17 protein-coding genes and 1 pseudogene are annotated in these 17,159 nt (G+C 60.6%); 12 read left to right on the forward strand and 6 right to left on the reverse strand.

Features of this window, described 5'->3' with window-relative positions; translation table 11 throughout:
* Positions 1–4: 4 nt before the first annotated feature.
* From ybeY to miaB, 3 genes are read right to left on the reverse strand one after another with little or no spacing between them, the layout of a single operon-like run.
* Positions 5–472, reverse strand: a complete 468-nt coding sequence (gene ybeY, locus ACL9RI_RS00675) for an rRNA maturation RNase YbeY (protein ID WP_422724686.1) — start codon at positions 470–472, stop codon at positions 5–7.
* Positions 456–1,520, reverse strand: a complete 1,065-nt coding sequence (locus tag ACL9RI_RS00680) for a PhoH family protein (protein ID WP_422724687.1) — start codon at positions 1,518–1,520, stop codon at positions 456–458. The genes ybeY and ACL9RI_RS00680 overlap by 17 nt, the downstream gene beginning before the upstream one ends.
* The gene (gene miaB / locus ACL9RI_RS00685) at positions 1,517–2,884 is read right to left on the reverse strand and encodes a tRNA (N6-isopentenyl adenosine(37)-C2)-methylthiotransferase MiaB (RefSeq protein WP_422725156.1); all 1,368 of its coding nucleotides are present in this window, start codon (positions 2,882–2,884) and stop codon (positions 1,517–1,519) included. Before miaB ends, ACL9RI_RS00680 begins: the two co-directional genes overlap by 4 nt.
* A 636-nt stretch (positions 2,885–3,520) precedes the next feature.
* Here miaB and ACL9RI_RS00690 point away from each other — a divergent pair.
* Entirely contained in the window at positions 3,521–3,847 is a 327-nt protein-coding gene (locus tag ACL9RI_RS00690) for a hypothetical protein (RefSeq protein WP_422724688.1), read from the forward strand.
* 153 nt (positions 3,848–4,000) lie between these two features.
* Here ACL9RI_RS00690 and ACL9RI_RS00695 read toward each other — a convergent pair whose 3' ends face one another.
* Together ACL9RI_RS00695 and ACL9RI_RS00700 are read right to left on the reverse strand one after the other, a co-directional pair.
* Positions 4,001–4,855 carry an HDOD domain-containing protein gene (locus ACL9RI_RS00695; RefSeq protein ID WP_422724689.1) on the reverse strand — a complete coding sequence of 285 codons (855 nt, stop codon included), beginning with the start codon at positions 4,853–4,855 and terminating at the stop codon, positions 4,001–4,003.
* Complete coding sequence (locus ACL9RI_RS00700; protein WP_422724690.1) at positions 4,852–5,193, reverse strand: hypothetical protein; 342 nt, start codon at positions 5,191–5,193, stop codon at positions 4,852–4,854. Before ACL9RI_RS00700 ends, ACL9RI_RS00695 begins: the two co-directional genes overlap by 4 nt.
* Before the next feature lie 209 nt (positions 5,194–5,402).
* Here ACL9RI_RS00700 and ACL9RI_RS00705 point away from each other — a divergent pair, with 209 nt between their 5' ends.
* From ACL9RI_RS00705 to ACL9RI_RS00750, 10 genes and pseudogenes are all read left to right on the forward strand, one after another.
* A complete protein-coding gene (locus ACL9RI_RS00705) occupies positions 5,403–7,016 on the forward strand; it encodes a sensor histidine kinase (protein WP_422724691.1) in 1,614 nt (537 codons plus the stop codon).
* Positions 6,997–7,548: a DUF1697 domain-containing protein gene (locus ACL9RI_RS00710; protein WP_422724692.1), complete on the forward strand. Its 552-nt coding sequence runs from the start codon at positions 6,997–6,999 to the stop codon at positions 7,546–7,548. The genes ACL9RI_RS00705 and ACL9RI_RS00710 overlap by 20 nt, the downstream gene beginning before the upstream one ends.
* Positions 7,549–7,551: 3 nt before the next feature.
* Complete coding sequence (locus tag ACL9RI_RS00715; RefSeq protein WP_422724693.1) at positions 7,552–7,731, forward strand: hypothetical protein; 180 nt, start codon at positions 7,552–7,554, stop codon at positions 7,729–7,731.
* Positions 7,732–7,878: 147 nt separating this feature from the next.
* Positions 7,879–8,229: an ArsR/SmtB family transcription factor gene (locus tag ACL9RI_RS00720; protein ID WP_183675135.1), complete on the forward strand. Its 351-nt coding sequence runs from the start codon at positions 7,879–7,881 to the stop codon at positions 8,227–8,229.
* Positions 8,230–8,238: 9 nt separating this feature from the next.
* Positions 8,239–8,676, forward strand: coding sequence for a YeeE/YedE family protein (locus ACL9RI_RS00725; RefSeq protein WP_422724694.1), 438 nt, complete (start codon positions 8,239–8,241; stop codon positions 8,674–8,676).
* Positions 8,676–9,119 (forward strand): DUF6691 family protein, encoded by a 444-nt coding sequence (locus ACL9RI_RS00730; protein ID WP_422725157.1) that lies wholly within the window; start codon positions 8,676–8,678, stop codon positions 9,117–9,119. Before ACL9RI_RS00725 ends, ACL9RI_RS00730 begins: the two co-directional genes overlap by 1 nt.
* 54 nt (positions 9,120–9,173) lie before the next feature.
* Positions 9,174–10,016 (forward strand): ChaN family lipoprotein, encoded by an 843-nt coding sequence (locus tag ACL9RI_RS00735; RefSeq protein ID WP_422724695.1) that lies wholly within the window; start codon positions 9,174–9,176, stop codon positions 10,014–10,016.
* A 206-nt stretch (positions 10,017–10,222) separates the two neighbouring features.
* The gene (locus tag ACL9RI_RS00740; protein ID WP_422724696.1) at positions 10,223–12,454 is read left to right on the forward strand and encodes a TonB-dependent receptor; all 2,232 of its coding nucleotides are present in this window, start codon (positions 10,223–10,225) and stop codon (positions 12,452–12,454) included.
* Between the two features lie 77 nt (positions 12,455–12,531).
* Entirely contained in the window at positions 12,532–14,760 is a 2,229-nt protein-coding gene (locus ACL9RI_RS00745) for a CehA/McbA family metallohydrolase (protein WP_422724697.1), read from the forward strand.
* Between the two features lie 98 nt (positions 14,761–14,858).
* Positions 14,859–15,467 (forward strand): annotated as a pseudogene (locus tag ACL9RI_RS00750) (IS1595 family transposase); the annotation flags it as partial.
* A gap of 3 nt (positions 15,468–15,470) precedes the next feature.
* Here the strand turns inward: ACL9RI_RS00750 and ACL9RI_RS00755 are convergent.
* Positions 15,471–16,292 carry an IclR family transcriptional regulator domain-containing protein gene (locus tag ACL9RI_RS00755; RefSeq protein WP_422724698.1) on the reverse strand — a complete coding sequence of 274 codons (822 nt, stop codon included), beginning with the start codon at positions 16,290–16,292 and terminating at the stop codon, positions 15,471–15,473.
* 164 nt (positions 16,293–16,456) lie between these two features.
* On the opposite strand from ACL9RI_RS00755, the gene ACL9RI_RS00760 reads away from it, so the two are divergent.
* The gene (locus ACL9RI_RS00760) at positions 16,457–17,158 is read left to right on the forward strand and encodes a 3-oxoacid CoA-transferase subunit A (protein WP_422724699.1); all 702 of its coding nucleotides are present in this window, start codon (positions 16,457–16,459) and stop codon (positions 17,156–17,158) included.
* Position 17,159: the final 1 nt, after the last annotated feature.

The raw sequence follows: 17,159 nt of genomic DNA on the forward strand, positions 1-17,159 counted from the left end.
TTTTTTACTCTTTATATGGGTCAGTGATGCCCAGCCCGGCCAGGATCTCGGTTTCCAGGCCTTCCATCTCGGTGGCCTCTTCGTCATCCATGTGGTCGTAGCCCTGCGCGTGCAGTACGCCATGGACGATCAGGTGGGCGGTATGCTCTTCCACGCTCTTTTTTTGTTCCGCCGCTTCCTTTTCCAGCACGTCGGTGCACAGGATGATGTCGGCGCGCGTCGGCTCGTCGTCGGCCAGCTCTGCCTCGCCCTCGTTGTAGGCAAAGGTCAGAACATTGGTGGCGTAGTCTTTTTCGCGGTAATCGCGGTTCAGGCTGCGGCCTTCTTCGGCATCGACGAAGCGGATCGTCAATTCGGCCGGCGCGAACAGGGCCGCCTGCACCCAGCGGCGGATTTTCGGACGGGTGATCAGGGTTTCCAGGCGGGTGTCCGGATATTGCACGGACAGCGAGAGTTTATTTTTTTCGGACATGTTTGGCGGCTGCTGGTTTGATCAGGGGAAGTAATTGGGCGGCGCCGGCTTCGGCGGCCTGCGCCGTCTCATAGGCGTCGACGATGCGCGCCACCAGCGGATGGCGCACCACGTCGGTGGAATTAAATTGCGTAAAACCGATGCCGCGCACGTCTTTCAGCACTTGCACGGCGTCGACCAGGCCGCTTTTCTGGCTCTTGTGCAGGTCGACCTGGGTCACGTCGCCCGTCACCACGGCCTTGCTGCCAAAGCCGATACGGGTCAAGAACATCTTCATCTGTTCGACGGTGGTGTTTTGCGCTTCGTCCAGGATCACGAACGCATGGTTCAGGGTGCGCCCGCGCATGTACGCCAGCGGGGCGATCTCGATCACCTGTTTTTCAAACAGTTTTTGCGTGCGGTCAAAGCCCAGCAAGTCGTACAGCGCGTCGTACAGGGGGCGCAGATACGGATCGACCTTTTGCGCCAGGTCGCCTGGCAAGAAGCCCAGGCGCTCGCCCGCTTCCACGGCGGGGCGCGTCAGGATGATGCGCTTGACGGCGTCGCGTTCGAGCGCATCGACGGCACAGGCCACGGCCAGATAGGTTTTACCGGTGCCGGCCGGGCCCACGCCAAAGCTGATGTCGTGTTCCAGGATATTGCGCAGGTAGGCGATCTGGTGCGGCGTGCGTCCCCGCAGATCGCTGCGCCGTGTTTTCAGCACGGGGCTGGCGATGTCGGGTTCGACAAAGGTACTGACAGGCGTGCTGGCGTGGTGCTCGGACGCCGCCGACAGGCCGGCGCGCTGCTCCACCAGCGCCAGTTGCACTTCTTCCAGCAGCACCACCTTGTTGGCGATGGCGTAGAACTGTTCGAGGATTTCCACGGCGCGCTCGGCATTGCTGCCGCCGACGATGAATTTCTCGCCACGGCGGAAAATCGTCACGTCGAGCGCGGCGGAAATCTGGCGCAGGTTTTCATCGAGAGGGCCGCACAGGTGCGCCAGGCGCGTATTGTCCAGCGGCTCGGGGATGAAGTAATGCGGCTGTATCGGGGCTTTGGTTTTCAACTGGCTCTTTTCAATGCGGGGGCGCTGGCGACCAACTCGCCGCGCAGGGTGTAGGAATGGCTTTCGGTGATGCGCACGTCGACCAGCTGGCCGATCAGGTGCAAACCATCGGGACCGGCGTCGAAATTGACCACGCGGTTGTTCTCGGTGCGGCCTTGCAGCTCGCTGTCATCGGTATCTTTTTTCGAGCGGCCATCGACCAGGATGGTTTGCACGGTGCCCACCATCGCCAGGCTGTACTTGCGCGTATTGGCGTCGATGGCGGCCTGCAGCTGCTGCAGGCGGGCCAGCTTGGTTTCATGCGGCGTGTCGTCTTCCAGGCTGGCGGCGGGCGTGCCGGGGCGCTTGCTGAAGATGAAGCTGTAGCTATTGTCGAAACCGACGTCCGCAATCAGCTTCATCATGGCGTCGAAGTCGGCTTGCGTCTCGCCGGGGAAACCGACGATGAAGTCCGAGGAAATCGCCATGTTCGGGCGCACGGCGCGGATGCGGCGGATGATGGACTTGTATTCCAGGCCCGTGTAGCCGCGCTTCATGGCGCCCAGGATCTTGTCGGAGCCATGCTGCGCCGGCAGGTACAGATGGTCGACCAGTTGCGGGATCCTGGCGTAGGCGTCGATCAGGCGCTGCGTGAATTCCTTCGGGTGGCTGGTGACGAAGCGCATGCGGGCGATGCCGGGAATGTCGGCCACGTATTCGAGCAGCAGCGCGAAGTCGGCGATTTCTCCGCCTTCCATCAGACCACGGTAGGCGTTCACGTTCTGGCCCAGCAGGGTGATTTCCTTCACGCCCTGTGCGGCAAGGCCGGCCACTTCCGTCAGCACGTCTTCGAAGCGGCGCGAGACTTCTTCGCCGCGCGTGTAGGGCACCACGCAGTAGCTGCAGTATTTGCTGCAGCCTTCCATGATGGAGACGAACGCCGAGGCGCCGTCCACCTTGGCCGGTGGCATGTGGTCGAACTTTTCGATTTCAGGAAAACTGATGTCCACTTGCGACGCGCCGCTGGAGCGGCGCAGCTCGATCATTTGCGGCAGGCGGTGCAGGGTTTGCGGGCCGAACACCATGTCGACATACGGCGCGCGCTTGACGATGGCGTCGCCTTCCTGCGAGGCCACGCAGCCGCCCACGCCGATCAGCAGATTCGGGTTGGCCAGTTTCAGTTCGCGCAAGCGGCCCAGGTCGGAAAACACTTTTTCCTGCGCCTTTTCGCGCACGGAGCAGGTATTGAGCAGGATGACATCGGCTTCTTCCGGGCGCTCGGTGCGCACCAGGCCATCGGAGGCGCCCAGCACGTCGGCCATCTTGTCCGAGTCGTACTCGTTCATCTGGCAGCCGAAGGTTTTAATGAATACTTTTTTCTGCATGGAGTCAGGCGCTTTAGCGGTCATGGGATGTTGGTGGGATGCCGCGGAACGAGGCGGTAGGCAGGCCTGGCGGAGCGTCTTGCACGGTGGCGCAGGCTGCCGGTCAGGCGTTAGTTTAACGTAAATCTCCCCCACGGGCCATGTTGCGCTTGCGGTCGTGGCGACGGCAAAAAACACGGCGCGCATGTTGTGGAAACCGCCGTTTATTTCCGCAGTGCATTATTGATTTGTAACAAGTTGCTACAAAGTCTGGTGCGCGCCTGCTGGCATCCTAATGTGTTGAAATGGCATTGCTAAAAAGCCTACCCGCAACTAGCTTGATATTTAACAATCAGGAAGGTTGCGCGAGGCGCGGATGCCGCTGGTTTGGACTAGTATATTGCCTTATATGCAATTCATTTGTGTGCGCTTGCCTCTGATCGCTACTCTGGAAGCAAGCTGTTCACATTGCTGGACGTGGCTGTGCGAGTCCCGGTACAGATAGCGCGGCAGGATGGAGAGGGGCAGGAGAAAGCAGGCGAAAAGCGGGTAAGGCTGGCAAACATTAAATTTTTTAAGCTCTAAGCCAGCCTTAAGTTCGGATCGGCATTCTTTCAACATCAACATTCACCAGACTTTACTAGACGAGGAAAAATCATGGCACATCATGCATTAGCATCTCAAGAAAGCTACAACCCTAACCACCTGCTGGATATTCTGCTGAGCAAGATGCAGCTGAAGAACGATGCAGCCCTGTCGCGCTTGCTGGAAGTGGCGCCACCGGTGATCAGCAAGATCCGTCACCACCGTTTGCCAGTCGGCGCTTCGCTGCTGATCCGCATGCACGAAGTGACGGGCATGAGCATCCGTGACCTGCGTGACTTGATGGGCGACCGCCGCACCAAGTATCGTCTGTCCGATGCCCAGGGCCGCCCAAAAGCGGAAGACCGTGCCGATGCGCAAGAATCGAACTACGCGCATTGATGTTGCGGTGGTTTGAAGACTGTTTTACCGGTGCAAACACTGTCAGCCCAGCGCTGGCCTTGAGACAGCACCCGGTCGTCACCGTAGTGGAAAAAATAACGGCTTTCGCTTGACGCGAAGGCCGTTTTTCTTTGTACCCCAGGCAAAGCTGATTTAACTGAGCAAAGCCGCCGTGATTTCACCGTAGCGCAATTCCGTTTCGCGGAACAGTTGCAGATACGCTTCTTCTTCCAGTCCCAGCGCCGCCCACGCCACCGGCGACACGCGCGGCACCATATCGTCCGCCGCCTGCGCCAGGTCCAGCGCGCAAACGACTGCATTGGCAACATGGATCAAGGCCGCCAGGAAACCGGCGCCGGCTACTTCCGGCTGCACGTAATTGGCGATGGCCAGGCGGATGGTGTCGGAAAAATTCCAGCGTTCGGCCAGCGCCACGCCGGCCTGCACATGGTCTACGCCCAATATCGTCTGTTCCGCTTCCAGCATGCTGCAATCGTGCTGCGCGCGGTAGGCCAGCGCCTGTGCATAATGGTCGGGGAAACTGCTGACCAGCACCAGCCGGCCGATATTGTGCAGCAGGCCTGCCGTAAACGCGTAATCCTGGTTGAAGCGGATATGCCGCGCCAGCACTTTTGCGCAGGCGGCCGTGGCCACCGAATGGCGCCAGAAGGCCTTGTCGTCGAAACCGGGGCAGCGTCCTTCCGGGAAGGCGCCCGTTATCGCGGCCGAGGTGATCAGGCTGCGGGTAGTCTGGAAACCCAGGTAGGTGATCGCTTGCTGGATGGTGGTGGCTTTGACTTGCAGGCCGTATTGCGACGAATTGGCCAGGCGCAAGGTCTTGGCCGTCAGCGCCTGGTCGTAGGACACTTTTTTTGCCAGCACGGAAATATCGACGTCTTCCTGGTCGATGCTGTTTAATAGTTCCATCACCACGGCCGGCAGCGACGGCAGGTCATCGAGGCCGGCGACGATGTCTTCGGCCGTAATCAAAGGCAGTGCGCTGCTCATGCTGCCGCTCCTGCTTTTGTGTCCAGGCGATAGTTGCTGACATAGCTGAGCAGCAATCCCGTGCTGGCATCGTCCGGATCGGCCGGATCGTGCTTGCGGAACAAATGTGCCAGGCGCGTGCGATAGCTTTCCTGCAATGCCGCCTGCTCTTCCGGCGACAGGGGCGGCGCCTGGATGGACAGCATCTCGATGCCATGCCGCGGCATCAGCGATAGCATGTTTTCTGTTAACACCGCACCTTGCGGCAGTAACACTTGCCCCCGCGCATCGAGCAACACGTCCGATAAGATCATGCCGGGACGAATTTGCTCCAAGGGTAAAAGCTGATGCGTGGTCATGATGACTCCTTTTGATGATTGCGGGATATTATCATTGCCGCAGCGCAATGTCTTCATCCTGCATCAATGTCCTTCTTTCCTGCATGGCTGTTGTAAATCTTGCCAATAAGCATCTCATCACGTACATTGCCTCTATGCTGGCCTGCCGTCGACATCCCTGTCTGCGCGCCGCGGGCCGGCGGCAGTACACACTCCGGGAGTGCTGTTCGATGGCAAGCAAGGCAATGATGGCGACGACGATGCGTACCCAGGTCAGGCTGACCTTGCTGTTTGTCGTCATCGTCACCCTGGTGCTCGGCATTTCCGGCAGCTATACCCAATATACACTCAGTCAGGAGCTGGAGGCAGGTAGTGCGCGCCTGCGCACCGGCGTGCTGACGCGCCTGCAGACGAGCCTGCCTTCAGCCCTGTGGGATCTCGATAAATCCAAGGTCGACAGCATCGTGGCAGCCGAAATGCTGCCGCCCGAATTGATCGCCATCCGCGTGTATGACGCGTCCGTCGGCCTGTTTGCCGGCGAAATGCGCGATGCGGCCGGTGTGCTGCAACCGTTGCTCAGTGATCTGGCGATCGGCGGCACGCCCGTCGAGGCGCCGCTGGTGTTTCGCGACGCCGTCGCTTCCAGCGGCGCCAGGCCCGTGATCGTGGGCAAGGTCATCGTCAATTTCAGCGGCGAACAGATCGATGCAGCCTTGCGCAGTGAAGTGCGGCGCAAGGTGGTGGAAGTATTGCTGCTCGATATCATCCTGGTGGCGGCGCTGGCGCTCAGCCTGCGCATCATCTTCCGCCCGCTGCGCCAGTTGCGCGATGGCTTGTTCGACCTGGCCACGCGCGGCAGCGATGAGGTGGAAGAGTTGCCGGAAACGCGGCGCGATGAACTGGGCGACGTGATCCGGGGTTTCAATGCTGTGCAGCGCAAGCTCAAGTCCATCATCTTCCGTACGCGCGAGGCGGAAGATGCGGCGCGCCGGTCACAGCATGAAACGGCGCAGGCGATGGATGAATTGCGCCTGGCGCAGGAATCGCTGCTGCAGGCGGAACGCCTGGCCGCACTGGGCAGCCTGGTGGCTGGCGTAGCCCATGAAATCAATACACCGGTCGGCATCGCCCTGACCAGCGCCTCGGTCCTGAAGGAAGCGACCGAAGACATCAGCGCGGCCGTTGCAGGTGGCGCCGTCAGGAAGACCGACATCGTGCGCTACCTGGAAACGGCCAGCGAAAGCGCGCGCCTGATCATGAACAATGCCTACCGCGCCGCACACCTGATCCATAGTTTCAAGCAGATCGCCGTCGACCAGGTCAGCGAGGCGCGCCGCCTGTTCGAGTTGTCCGACTATATACAGGAAGTGGTGGCCAGCCTGCAGCCAACCTTGAAAAAGACGCGCATCGCCATCACGATTGATTGCCCATCAGAAATCATGTTTGACAGCTATCCCGGTGCCCTGGCGCAGGTGCTGACCAACCTGGTGCTGAACTGCGTCGAGCATGCGTTTGACGCCGACACGGCGGGCAGCATCCATATCGGCGTGCGCTGCGATCCCGACTGGATCGATATGCAGGTGCGCGACAATGGCCGGGGCATCGCGCCCGACCTGATCGACCGCGTCTTCGATCCGTTTGTCACCACGCGGCGCGGCCAGGGTGGCACGGGATTGGGATTGAATATCGTGTTCAACTTGATTGCCAAGCAATTTGGCGGCACCATCACGGTACACAGCACCGTAGGCCAGGGCGCCACATTCCTGTTGCGCCTGCCTAGGGTGACGCCATTGCCAGAGGGTAAGGACGGCCAGGGAGACGAACATGACAATACAGCACGGTGAGCGCCAGGTGGCCTTCTTGCGCGGCATTAATGTGGGCCGCGCCAAGCGCGTGGCCATGGCCGACCTGCGCAAGCTGCTGGGCGACCTGGGCATGACGGAAGTGAATACCGTGCTCAACAGTGGCAACGTGGTCTTCAACGCGGGCAGCCTGGCGCCGGCGGAGGCCGCGACGCAAATCGAGGAAGCGCTGGTCTTGAAACTGGGCGTGGCGGCCAGGGTGACGGTGTTGTCCCACGCGCAATTTGACGAACTGATGACTGAAAACCCCCTGGTCCCGACCAGCGATGCATCGCGCTTGCTGGCGCTGGTGATCAACAACCCGATAGACGCCCGGCGCATCGCGCCCTTGTTGCAGCAGCAATGGCATCCCGAAGCGCTGGCGGCCGGCAAATGGGCCGCCTATGCCTGGTGCCCCGATGGCGTGCTGGCCAGCAAGGTGATCGCCGCGCTGGGCTTGCTGCTGGGCGATGGCGTGACCTCGCGCAACTGGGCGACCATGAATAAACTACATGTTTTACTACAACAACCATAAAAAATGAATTGGGATATCGTCAAAGGGGTATTGATCGTGCTGGTCGCCATCAGCGTGGTGCTGACCGCCTTCGTGCTTATTTCTGCTTCCGGCCCCGACAAGGCGGCCTGTATCGCGCGCGCCCTGAAGTCGGGTATTCCTGTGGGAAATATTGAACGGGTGTGCCGCCTGACCGAGAAATAACTTGCTCCCCCATGCTGATGTTGACCATGGATAAAAAACGCTGTTGTTTTTTATTTGTGCTGTCAGCAAGAAAACAATATATCGATTAGCATATTGTTCAAGCGATGTTTTCTTAGTATTAGCTAGCCAGGCCTGTGGGAGGGCGCGATGGAAACCGTAACAGCGCAGTTCAATCTGGACGTGATGCGCACGTCCGCCTATAAAGCCAGTTCCTTGCTCAAAGCCATGGGCAATGCCGACCGCTTGATGCTGCTGTGCCAATTGTCGCAAGGCGAGCATTGCGTCAGCGACCTCGAGCAAAAAGTCGGCATCGTGCAGCCGACCTTGTCGCAGCAACTCGGGGTGCTGCGCGAGGAAATGCTGGTGGCTACGCGGCGCGATGGCAAGCAGATTTATTACCGCGTCGCCAGCCGCGAAGCGCTGGCCGTGCTGCAATTGCTGTATGCACAATTTTGCGGACCCAAGCGCTCCTACGGCGACGCCGACGACCTCGACTAAAATATTTCCATGCACATCGACTGGCAACATTTCACGCCCTGGTCATCGCTGGCGGGCGGTTTGCTGATCGGCCTGGCCGCTGCCGTCTTGATCCTGTTCAATGGCCGCATCGCTGGCATCAGCGGCATCGTGGGTGGCTTGTTGTCTCCGCGCAAAGGAGACTCCGGCTGGCGCCTCGCCTTCCTGGCCGGCTTGCTGATCGCTCCCTTGTTGTACCAATTGCACCATGTCTTGCCTGACGTATTTATCGACGCCAGCACACCGGCCCTGGTAATTGCCGGCCTGCTGGTGGGCCTGGGCGTGCGCTATGGCGCCGGCTGCACCAGCGGCCATGGCGTGTGCGGCCTGTCGCGGCTGTCTCCCCGTTCGCTGGCAGCAACGCTGTGCTTCATGGCGGCAGGATTCCTGACCGTCTATCTGCTGCGCCATGGGCTGGCCTGGACATGATGCGCCTGCTTTTTTCCCTTGTGAGTGGCTTGCTGTTTGGCCTGGGCCTGATCGTCTCCGGCATGAGCAATCCCGCCAAGGTGCTGGGCTTTCTTGACCTGGCCGGCGCCTGGGATCCGTCGCTGGCGCTGGTGATGGGCGGTGCGATTGCCGTCGCCATGCCTGCCTTCTGGCTGGCGCGCCGCCGCCAGCGGGCCATCCTTGGCGATGCCATGCAACTGCCCAGCAACCGCCAGCTGGACCGGCGCCTGCTGCTGGGTAGCCTGGCCTTTGGTGCCGGCTGGGGCATCGCCGGTTTTTGCCCCGGCCCGGCGCTGGTGTCCTTGCTGGCGTGGCAGGCGAAAGCCTGGATCTTTGCCGCCGCCATGCTGGCTGGCATGGCCCTGTTTGCCTGGCTGGAGCGCCGCCAGGCGCGCGACAAACAATCGTCGGCGCCGTCCTGAAACGGTACAATCTGCCGCATCGTACACAGCGTACATACCGATGCGGGAAACTCCATGATGCGATTGATCAAACAGGCAAGTGTCCTGTGCTGCGTGCTGGCCCTGAGCGCCTGTGGCGGCTTGCTGAAGAAGGGGGCGCCGCCGGCGCCGGTCACCGATAGCGTGCCCAACCCGCAAGTGCTGCTGCTGGGCGAAGTGGTGGACAATGTCCAGGGCCAGCGCCTGCGCCTGGCTGAATTGCAGCGCCGGGTCGCTGCTGGCTGGCGTCCCGTGATCGTGATGGAACAGTTCGACCGCGATACCCAGCCGCTGCTGACGCGCGCCACGCGCGATTGCGCCGATCCCGATTGCATCATCCGCGTAATGGAGCAGCCGGGCTGGGACTGGGATCAATACCGGCCCGTGCTGGACCTGGTGATCAATTATCAGTTGACCTTGATTGCTGGCAATCTGTCGCGGACCGATGCGTCGCGCACCGCGCGTGATGGCATGCAATGGTCGATGTCGCCGGCCATGGTGAAAACGTATCTGTCGGCGCCCGTGCCGGCCGACTTGCTGCAAGGGCAAAGGAAACAAATCCAGGAGAGCCACTGCAATATGGTCTCGGACATGATGATCGACGGCATGATCCATACCCAGGTGGCGCGCGATATCTGGATGGCCAAGCTGATACGCGACCAGGCGCCACGCGAAGTGGTGTTGTTTGCTGGCAACGATCACGTGCGCAAAGACATCGGCGTGGCCCGCTGGTTGAAGCTGGCCGACCCGCAATTGAACGTGCGCAGCATCGGTTATGTGGAGCAGGGCAGCCAGGCGATTGCCGGTGAATTTGACCTCACGCAAACCATGGCGCCCCAGTCGCGTAAGGACCCTTGCGCCAAGTTCAAGGCCAAGTAAACCAGTCCTTTATTTCCCCTCAATTAACACCCTGCCGGCCAGTCTGGCGAGGGTGTTTTACTACGTACTTTCCACATTCCATCGTTGTTGCATGTCATTGGTGCGTCATATTGTCTAAATAGAATTCGCTCCAGCCGAGTTCGTGACCCTAGCACCGTTCACTTCGTGGCTTCCTCTTTATCCCAAAAAACAAATGAGAGAATCCCATGCAACAGCGTTATCCATTGAAACCGATTTGCTTCCTGGTATTACAGGCACTGGCTTGCTACGCGCACGCTGCCGCTCCCGAAGGTGAAGGCGAGGGCGCCGCCGCTGCTGCGCCGATGCAGGTTGTCGAAGTGACGGGCCAGGGCCAGTCGCGCCAGGTGCAAAACATCACGCGCGCCGACCTGCAAAAAGCCATTCCAGGCACCAGCCCCTTGCTGACCCTGGAAAAATTGCCAGGCGTCAGTTTCCAATCGGCTGACCCGTTCGGTTCCTATGAGTGGTCGACGCGTTTCAGCATCCGCGGTTTCAATCAAAGCCAGCTGGGATTCACGCTCGATGGCGTGCCGCTGGGCGACATGAGCTACAGCAATAACAACGGCTTGCACATCAGCCGTGCGATTTCGTCGGAAAACATCGGCCGCGTGGCCGTCTCGCAAGGCGCCGGCGCCCTGAGCACTGCCTCGACCAGCAACCTGGGCGGTACCGTACAGTTCTTTACGCTCGACCCTTCCGACACCATGGGCGCAACCGCCTCGCAAACCCTGGGCAGCGACAGCACCTCGCGCACCTTTGTGCGCGTCGATAGCGGCTTGTTGTCGACCGGCACCAAGTTTTACCTGAGCGGCACCCGCATGCGTTCCGAAAAATGGAAAGGCGACGGCCCGCAAGACCAGGACCAGTTCAACAGCAAGTTCGTGCACACGTTTGGCGACAACAAGTTGAGCGGTTTCTACAATTATTCGAGCCGCAGCGAAGTCGATTACCAGGACTTGTCGCTCGATATGGTCAAGCGCCTCGGCTATAACTGGGATAACTATGCGCCCGACTGGCAGCGCGCCGTGAATGCCGCCAAGGGCATTTATACGGGCGGCGTCAACAGCATGGATGACGCGTATTACCTGGGCCGTGGCTTGCGCAAGGATAACCTGGGCGGCTTGTCGCTGGACTTGCAGCTGACCCCGGCTGCCGTGATGAAAACCACGATTTATCACCACGACAACAAAGGCCAGGGCCACTGGTACACGCCGTACACCCCGTCCTCGGCCACCGTGCCGATTTCGATCCGCACCACCGAGTACTCGATCGGCCGCGATGGCGTGACCAGCGACCTGACCTGGGAAGTGGCCAACCACACCATCAATGCCGGTTTCTGGGGCGAGCGCAGCCTGCATACCCTGACGCGTAATTTCTATGCCGTCACGGATGGCACTTACCAGGACCATTTCCTGTCGAACCCGTTCGCGACCGGTTTCAAGCAGGATTTCACCACCACCACGCGCCAGTTCTATCTGCAAGACACGATGTCCTTGCTGAATGACAAGCTGAGCCTCAATTTCGGCTTCAAGAGCCCGAAAGTGTCGATCGAATCCGTCAACCTGGTGGGCACGCGCGCCGCCGGCAATATCGAAGCGAAAAAAGCCTTCCTGCCGCAAGCGGGCATTACCTATCGCCTCAACAAGGACGATGAACTGTTCACCTCGTTCTCGCGCAATATGCGTGCGTATCAACCGGGCATCACCGGTCCGTTTTCGCAAACCCAGCAAGCGTTCGACCTGACTGCCAGCCAGCTGAAACCGGAAACCTCGACCACCATCGACCTGGGCATGCGCTTCAAGCGTGACGCCGTGCAAGGCTCGATCGCCGTGTATTACGCCGACTTCAAGGACCGCCAGCTGGGCATCGCCACCTGCGCCGGCATCGTCGGTTGCCCAAGCGTCATCGCCAACGTGGGCAAGGTGGAAACCAGCGGCCTGGAAGCGCTGGCTGTCTGGAAACTGTCGCGTGAAGTGTCGTGGTTCAATTCCTTCACCTACAACAGCTCGAAATACAAATCGAACTACGTCGACAACGGCACGGTGGTGGCCGTGGCCGGCAAGGACGTGGTCGATGCACCGCGCGTGATGTTCAATACCGAGTTGTCGTATGAAAATGCAGCCTGGTTCACGCGCCTGGGTGGCAAGTTCACCGACAAGCGTTACTACACCTACACCAACGATGCGTCCGTGCCATCGTTCTGGACCTCGAGCCTGTCGGCCGGCTACAAGTTCAAGAATGTGGGCGCGTTCAAGGATGTCTCCGTACAGTTGAACGTCAGCAACCTGTTCGACAAGCAATACTTCAGCACGATCGGCACCAACGGCTTTGCCGCATCGGACCCGAACGGCACCCTGGCCACCTTGCTGGCCGGCGCCCCACGCCAGCTTTTCCTGACGGTGAGCGGCAAGTTGTAATGGATGTTGCAGTAAATCAGTAGCAAGGCGCGGCGGGAAGTGATTCCCGCCGCGTTTTTTATTTGGAAAGAATTTTCATGAACAAGTATTTCAGGCTGGCCGCCATGCTGGCGTGCAGTATTCCCCTGTTGGCCAGCGCCGCCGTGCGCATCGTCACGGGGCCGACGCCGATCCGCGATGGCGACGCCAAAGCGCGTGGCGACATCACGGTCATCAATCAAAAGCTGGCGTTTGCGCTGGCCGTCGAATCGCCGGTGCCGTATGGCGTGCCGCGCGGCGCGCTGGTCGATATCGCCGCTGTCAGCAAGGGCAAGATCGGCCGCGACCGCGCCGTATTTGCCGACTTTATTCCGAATAACTGGTCGGCCTGGCCGAATACTTATCAAAAGATCGATATTGTCGAGCGCGGCCCGCAGCAAGTCGTGATACGCACCGTGCGCGACTGGGGCAAGGTGGTCATCACCACCACCTACACCTTGAAAGACGGCGCCGACCGCGTGGAGGTCTCCACCACGATGCGTAATGACGGCGACACTGCCTTGCCGGGATTGTTGTCTGGCCTCACTTACTGGCCCAAGGGCGGTTTCCTGTTCGGCGTGCCTGGCGGGCCCGAACACGGACCGGCGCCCGATGTCCTGGCGCACCGCATGGTGGCGTATGACGCGGACTGGAGCGTGGCCCTGCACGCCGCGTATTTCAATGACGTGGAATATGGCTCGAAAGATTTGTACCAGCGCCATACCCTGGCGCCCGGCGAAAGCCGCCAGTTTGACGGCTGGCTGCAAGTGGGGGCCAGCGGCGACCTGGCGCCCGTGATGCGCTCCGAAATTGCACGCGATGGCTTGCCGGCCGGCGAAGTACGCGGCACGGTGCGCGGCGTCGATGGAAAACCGGTGCAGCAAGCCGTGATTGTGCTGGAAAAAGCCGGCCAGCCCTATGGCTGGGCACTGGCGCCGAACGGCAGCTACAACATGCAGTTGCCGCTCGGCGATTATCAAATTTATGCCACGGCCAAGGGGTATAGCCAGACGGCGCCGCAACCCCTGACGGTGGACAGCGGCCAGCCGGTGATCCAGGATTTCAGCCAGTTGCAAGGGCCAGGCACGATCCACTTTGACGTCAGGAATATGAAATCCTTGCCGCTCGATGCGCGCATCGTGATCAGCAAAGGCCAGCAGCCGGTGGTGGCGTTCCTGGGCAAGAAGACGTTTTTCACGGAACTGGACCGCAAAGGCAAGGCCGATGTGAGCCTGGCGCCCGGTGCGTATGTCTTCACGCTATCGTCGGGCGGCGGTTTTCTCAGCGAACCGGCGACGCTCGATGTGCAAGTAGAGGCTGGAGCGCAACTGCGGGCCGAGGTGGTGCTGAAACCGTTTGCCGATCCCGCGGCGCGCCGCTGGTTTGCGGCCGATTTGCACCATCATGCAGACCAGGCCGAAGCGGTCACGCCGCCGGTCGACCTGGCCCGTGCACAACTGGCGGCCGGGCTCGATTTACTGTTTGTCAGCGACCATGACACGATGGTCAACTTGCCGATGCTGGAAACGCTTGCCGGCCGGCGCAAGTTGCCGTTGATCGGCTCCATGGAACTCTCCGCTTCGTGGGCCCATTTCAATGCCTATCCCTTGAAGGCGGGCCAGAAGCTAGTCATTGACATGAGCACGGCAACGGTGGACCAGATCTTTGCCGAAGCGCGCCGGCTGGGGGCGACGACGATACAGGTCAACCACCCATTTATTCCTTACGGCTATTTCGCCAGCCTGGACGCCAAGGTCGCGCCCGGCGGTTTCAACGGCGCATTTAATGTGGTGGAAATCAATGCGTCCACCCCTGGCGATGATGTCAAGGTGCTGCAAACGCTGTGGCAATACTGGAATGCTAGCCAGCCTTATTACTTGAGCGGCGGCACCGATGTGCATGACGTGTGGAATGATGTGTCGGGCCGGGTGCGTACCTTTGCCCATGTCGAAGGGAAACTCACGCCCGCCAGCTACAGCGCGGCCGTCAAGGCGGGTCATAGCTATGTCAGTGCCGGGCCGCTGATTTATCCCGATACCGTATTTGGCACGCGGCTGGCAAAACGGCCGGCCACCCTGGGTTTTGATCTGCAGGCGCTGGCCGGCATCAAAAAGGTTGAGCTGATCGGCGGCGGCGTGGTGGCGGCCAGTTTGAGTTTCGACGATTTTCCGCGCAGCCGCCGCGTCGATTTCATGCCGAATGACAACGCCACCTGGTATGCGCTGATCGTGGAAGACCGCGAAGGGCACAAGGCGTACAGCAACCCGATCTGGATAGATCGCAAGTAATTACTTTGGCTCTGTCCTCGATAAATAGGGGAATCTTGCTGCAAGGCTGAGGTCTGACTCATCAGACCAGTCAAACAGGGAGATCAGCATGCAACAAGCGCAATGGCAGTTTTCGCTGGCGCCACCGCTTTCTGGCGTTGGCGAAAACCGACCGTCCGCGCTGCCTGCATGGCATCATCGAGGCTGATGAGATGTATCTGCTGGAATCGGAAAAAGGCGCGCGTCATTTGCAGCGTCCGGCACGCCGGCGTGGTGGTCATGCCCGTCAGCGTGGCATTTCCAGCGAGCAGGTTTGCATCCTGGTGGCGCGTGACCGTACGGGGCAAACCATCGCTACCGTCACGGGCAAGGGGCAACTGACCAGGAAACAGCTGCTGCATTGCCTGCTACCCGTGATCGACCGCGACATCCTGCTGGTGACAGATGCCCATGCGGCCTATGCTGCTTTCGCCCGGGAGACAGACATCAGTCATCAAGCCGTCAACTTGCGCGCCGGTATCCGCGTGCGCGGCGCGGTCCACGCGCAGAACGTCAACGCGTATCGCAGCCGCTTGCGTGGATGGCTGCGCATTTTTCATGGCGTGGCGACACGTTATCTACCCAATGACCTGGGCTGGCGCTGGATACTCGACGCCAGGCGCATCCTGTCGGCTGAAACTTTGTTGAAGGCAACACTAGGAGACTTCCCACATCTGACGGTGACATAGCCATTACTTTTGCATCCGCACCAGCGCGCTGACCTTGTCTGCCGTCGCCAGCAGTTTCGGCAAGGTATGTTCCAGCAAGTGCGCCACGGGCGGGCCGGCCGTCTGGCCGCTGGCGTTAATCGCCGCGACGATCTTGCCATTGCGGTCAAACACGGGCGCGGCCAGGGCGACCAGGCCTTGTTCCAGTTCTTCCTGCACCAGGCTCCAGCCCTGGCGCCGCACCTGGGCAATTTCTGCCATCAAGGCATCGATATCGGTCACGGTGGCCGGTGTCAGTTTCAGCAGCGGCATGGTGGACAGCTTGCTGCACAGCGCATCGGGCGACAGGCCCGACAGCAAGACCCGGCCCATCGAGGTGCAATACGCGGGCAAGCGGCTGCCGATGCCCAGGTTGATCGACATGGTGCGATGGGCCGACAGGCGCACCACATACACGATGTCGTTGCCGTCGAGCACCGTGGCCGAACACGCCTGGCGCAAGGACAGGGTCAGGTCTTCCAGCAGCGGCTGGGCCTGGGTCCAGACGGGCAACGATGACAGATAGGCGTAGCCGAGGTCCAGCACTTTGGGCGTCAGGCGGAACAGGCGCCCGTCGGCTTCCACGTAGCCCAGGTGCAGCAGGGTGTGCAGGATGCGCCGCGCGCCGGCCCGCGTCAGCTCGGTTCGCTCCGCCACTTCGCTCAGGGTTTGCTGGGGCGCATCGGCGCCAAAGCTGCGCAGCACGGCCAGTCCGCGGGCGAACGATTGCACGTAGCTGTCGCCGGGACGGGGCGCGCCATCGGCGGGTTCTTGCTCGGAAATGGTTGTGCTGCTGCTCTGGTTCATAGGAATTCCACTTGATTAAGCTGGTCATTATAGCAATGGGGGCACGATGGCCCGCAAATTGACAAGCGCTGCTATCAGGCATATTCTCACGAATAAGTTCTAAATGCGAATAATTGTTCGAATTGCGAACATATGAGACTGCTTTACCCAAAGGAGATAGCACGATGATCGACAAACTCCGCGCCAGCGTGGCCGACGCGCTGGCCGTTATCCACGATGGCGCCACCGTCATGATTGGCGGCTTCGGCGGCGCGGGCCAGCCAGCCGAGCTGATCGACGGCTTGATCGCCCACGGCGCGCGCGACCTGGTGATCGTCAACAACAATGCCGGCAATGGCGACACGGGCCTGGCCGCGCTGCTGAAAAACGGGCAAGTGCGCAAGATCATTTGCTCGTTTCCCCGCCAGGCCGATTCCCACGTCTTCGATGGCTTGTACCGCTCGGGCAAGCTGGAACTGGAATTGGTGCCGCAAGGTAATCTGGCCGAGCGCATCCGCGCTGCCGGCGCCGGCATCGGCGGCTTTTTCACGCCCACCGGCTACGGCACGCAACTGGCCGTTGGCAAGGAAACGCGTGAAATCGACGGCCGCATGTATGTGCTGGAATCGCCGATCCACGCCGACTTTGCCTTGATCAAGGCCGAGCAGGGCGACCGCTGGGGCAACCTGACTTACCGCAAGACGGCGCGCAACTTCGGTCCCATCATGGCCATGGCTGCCAAGGTCAGCATTGCTTCCGTGCACGAAGTTGCCGAACTGGGCAGCATCGACCCGGAACACGTCATCACGCCTGGCCTGTTCGTGCAGCGCATCGTGCAAGTGCCGCGCACGGCCACCGGCCCGGCCGGCTTCAAGGCAGCCGCCTGAA

The organism is Janthinobacterium sp. Mn2066, assembly GCF_049319705.1.
In the GTDB taxonomy this organism is placed as follows: Bacteria; Pseudomonadota; Gammaproteobacteria; order Burkholderiales; family Burkholderiaceae_D; genus Janthinobacterium.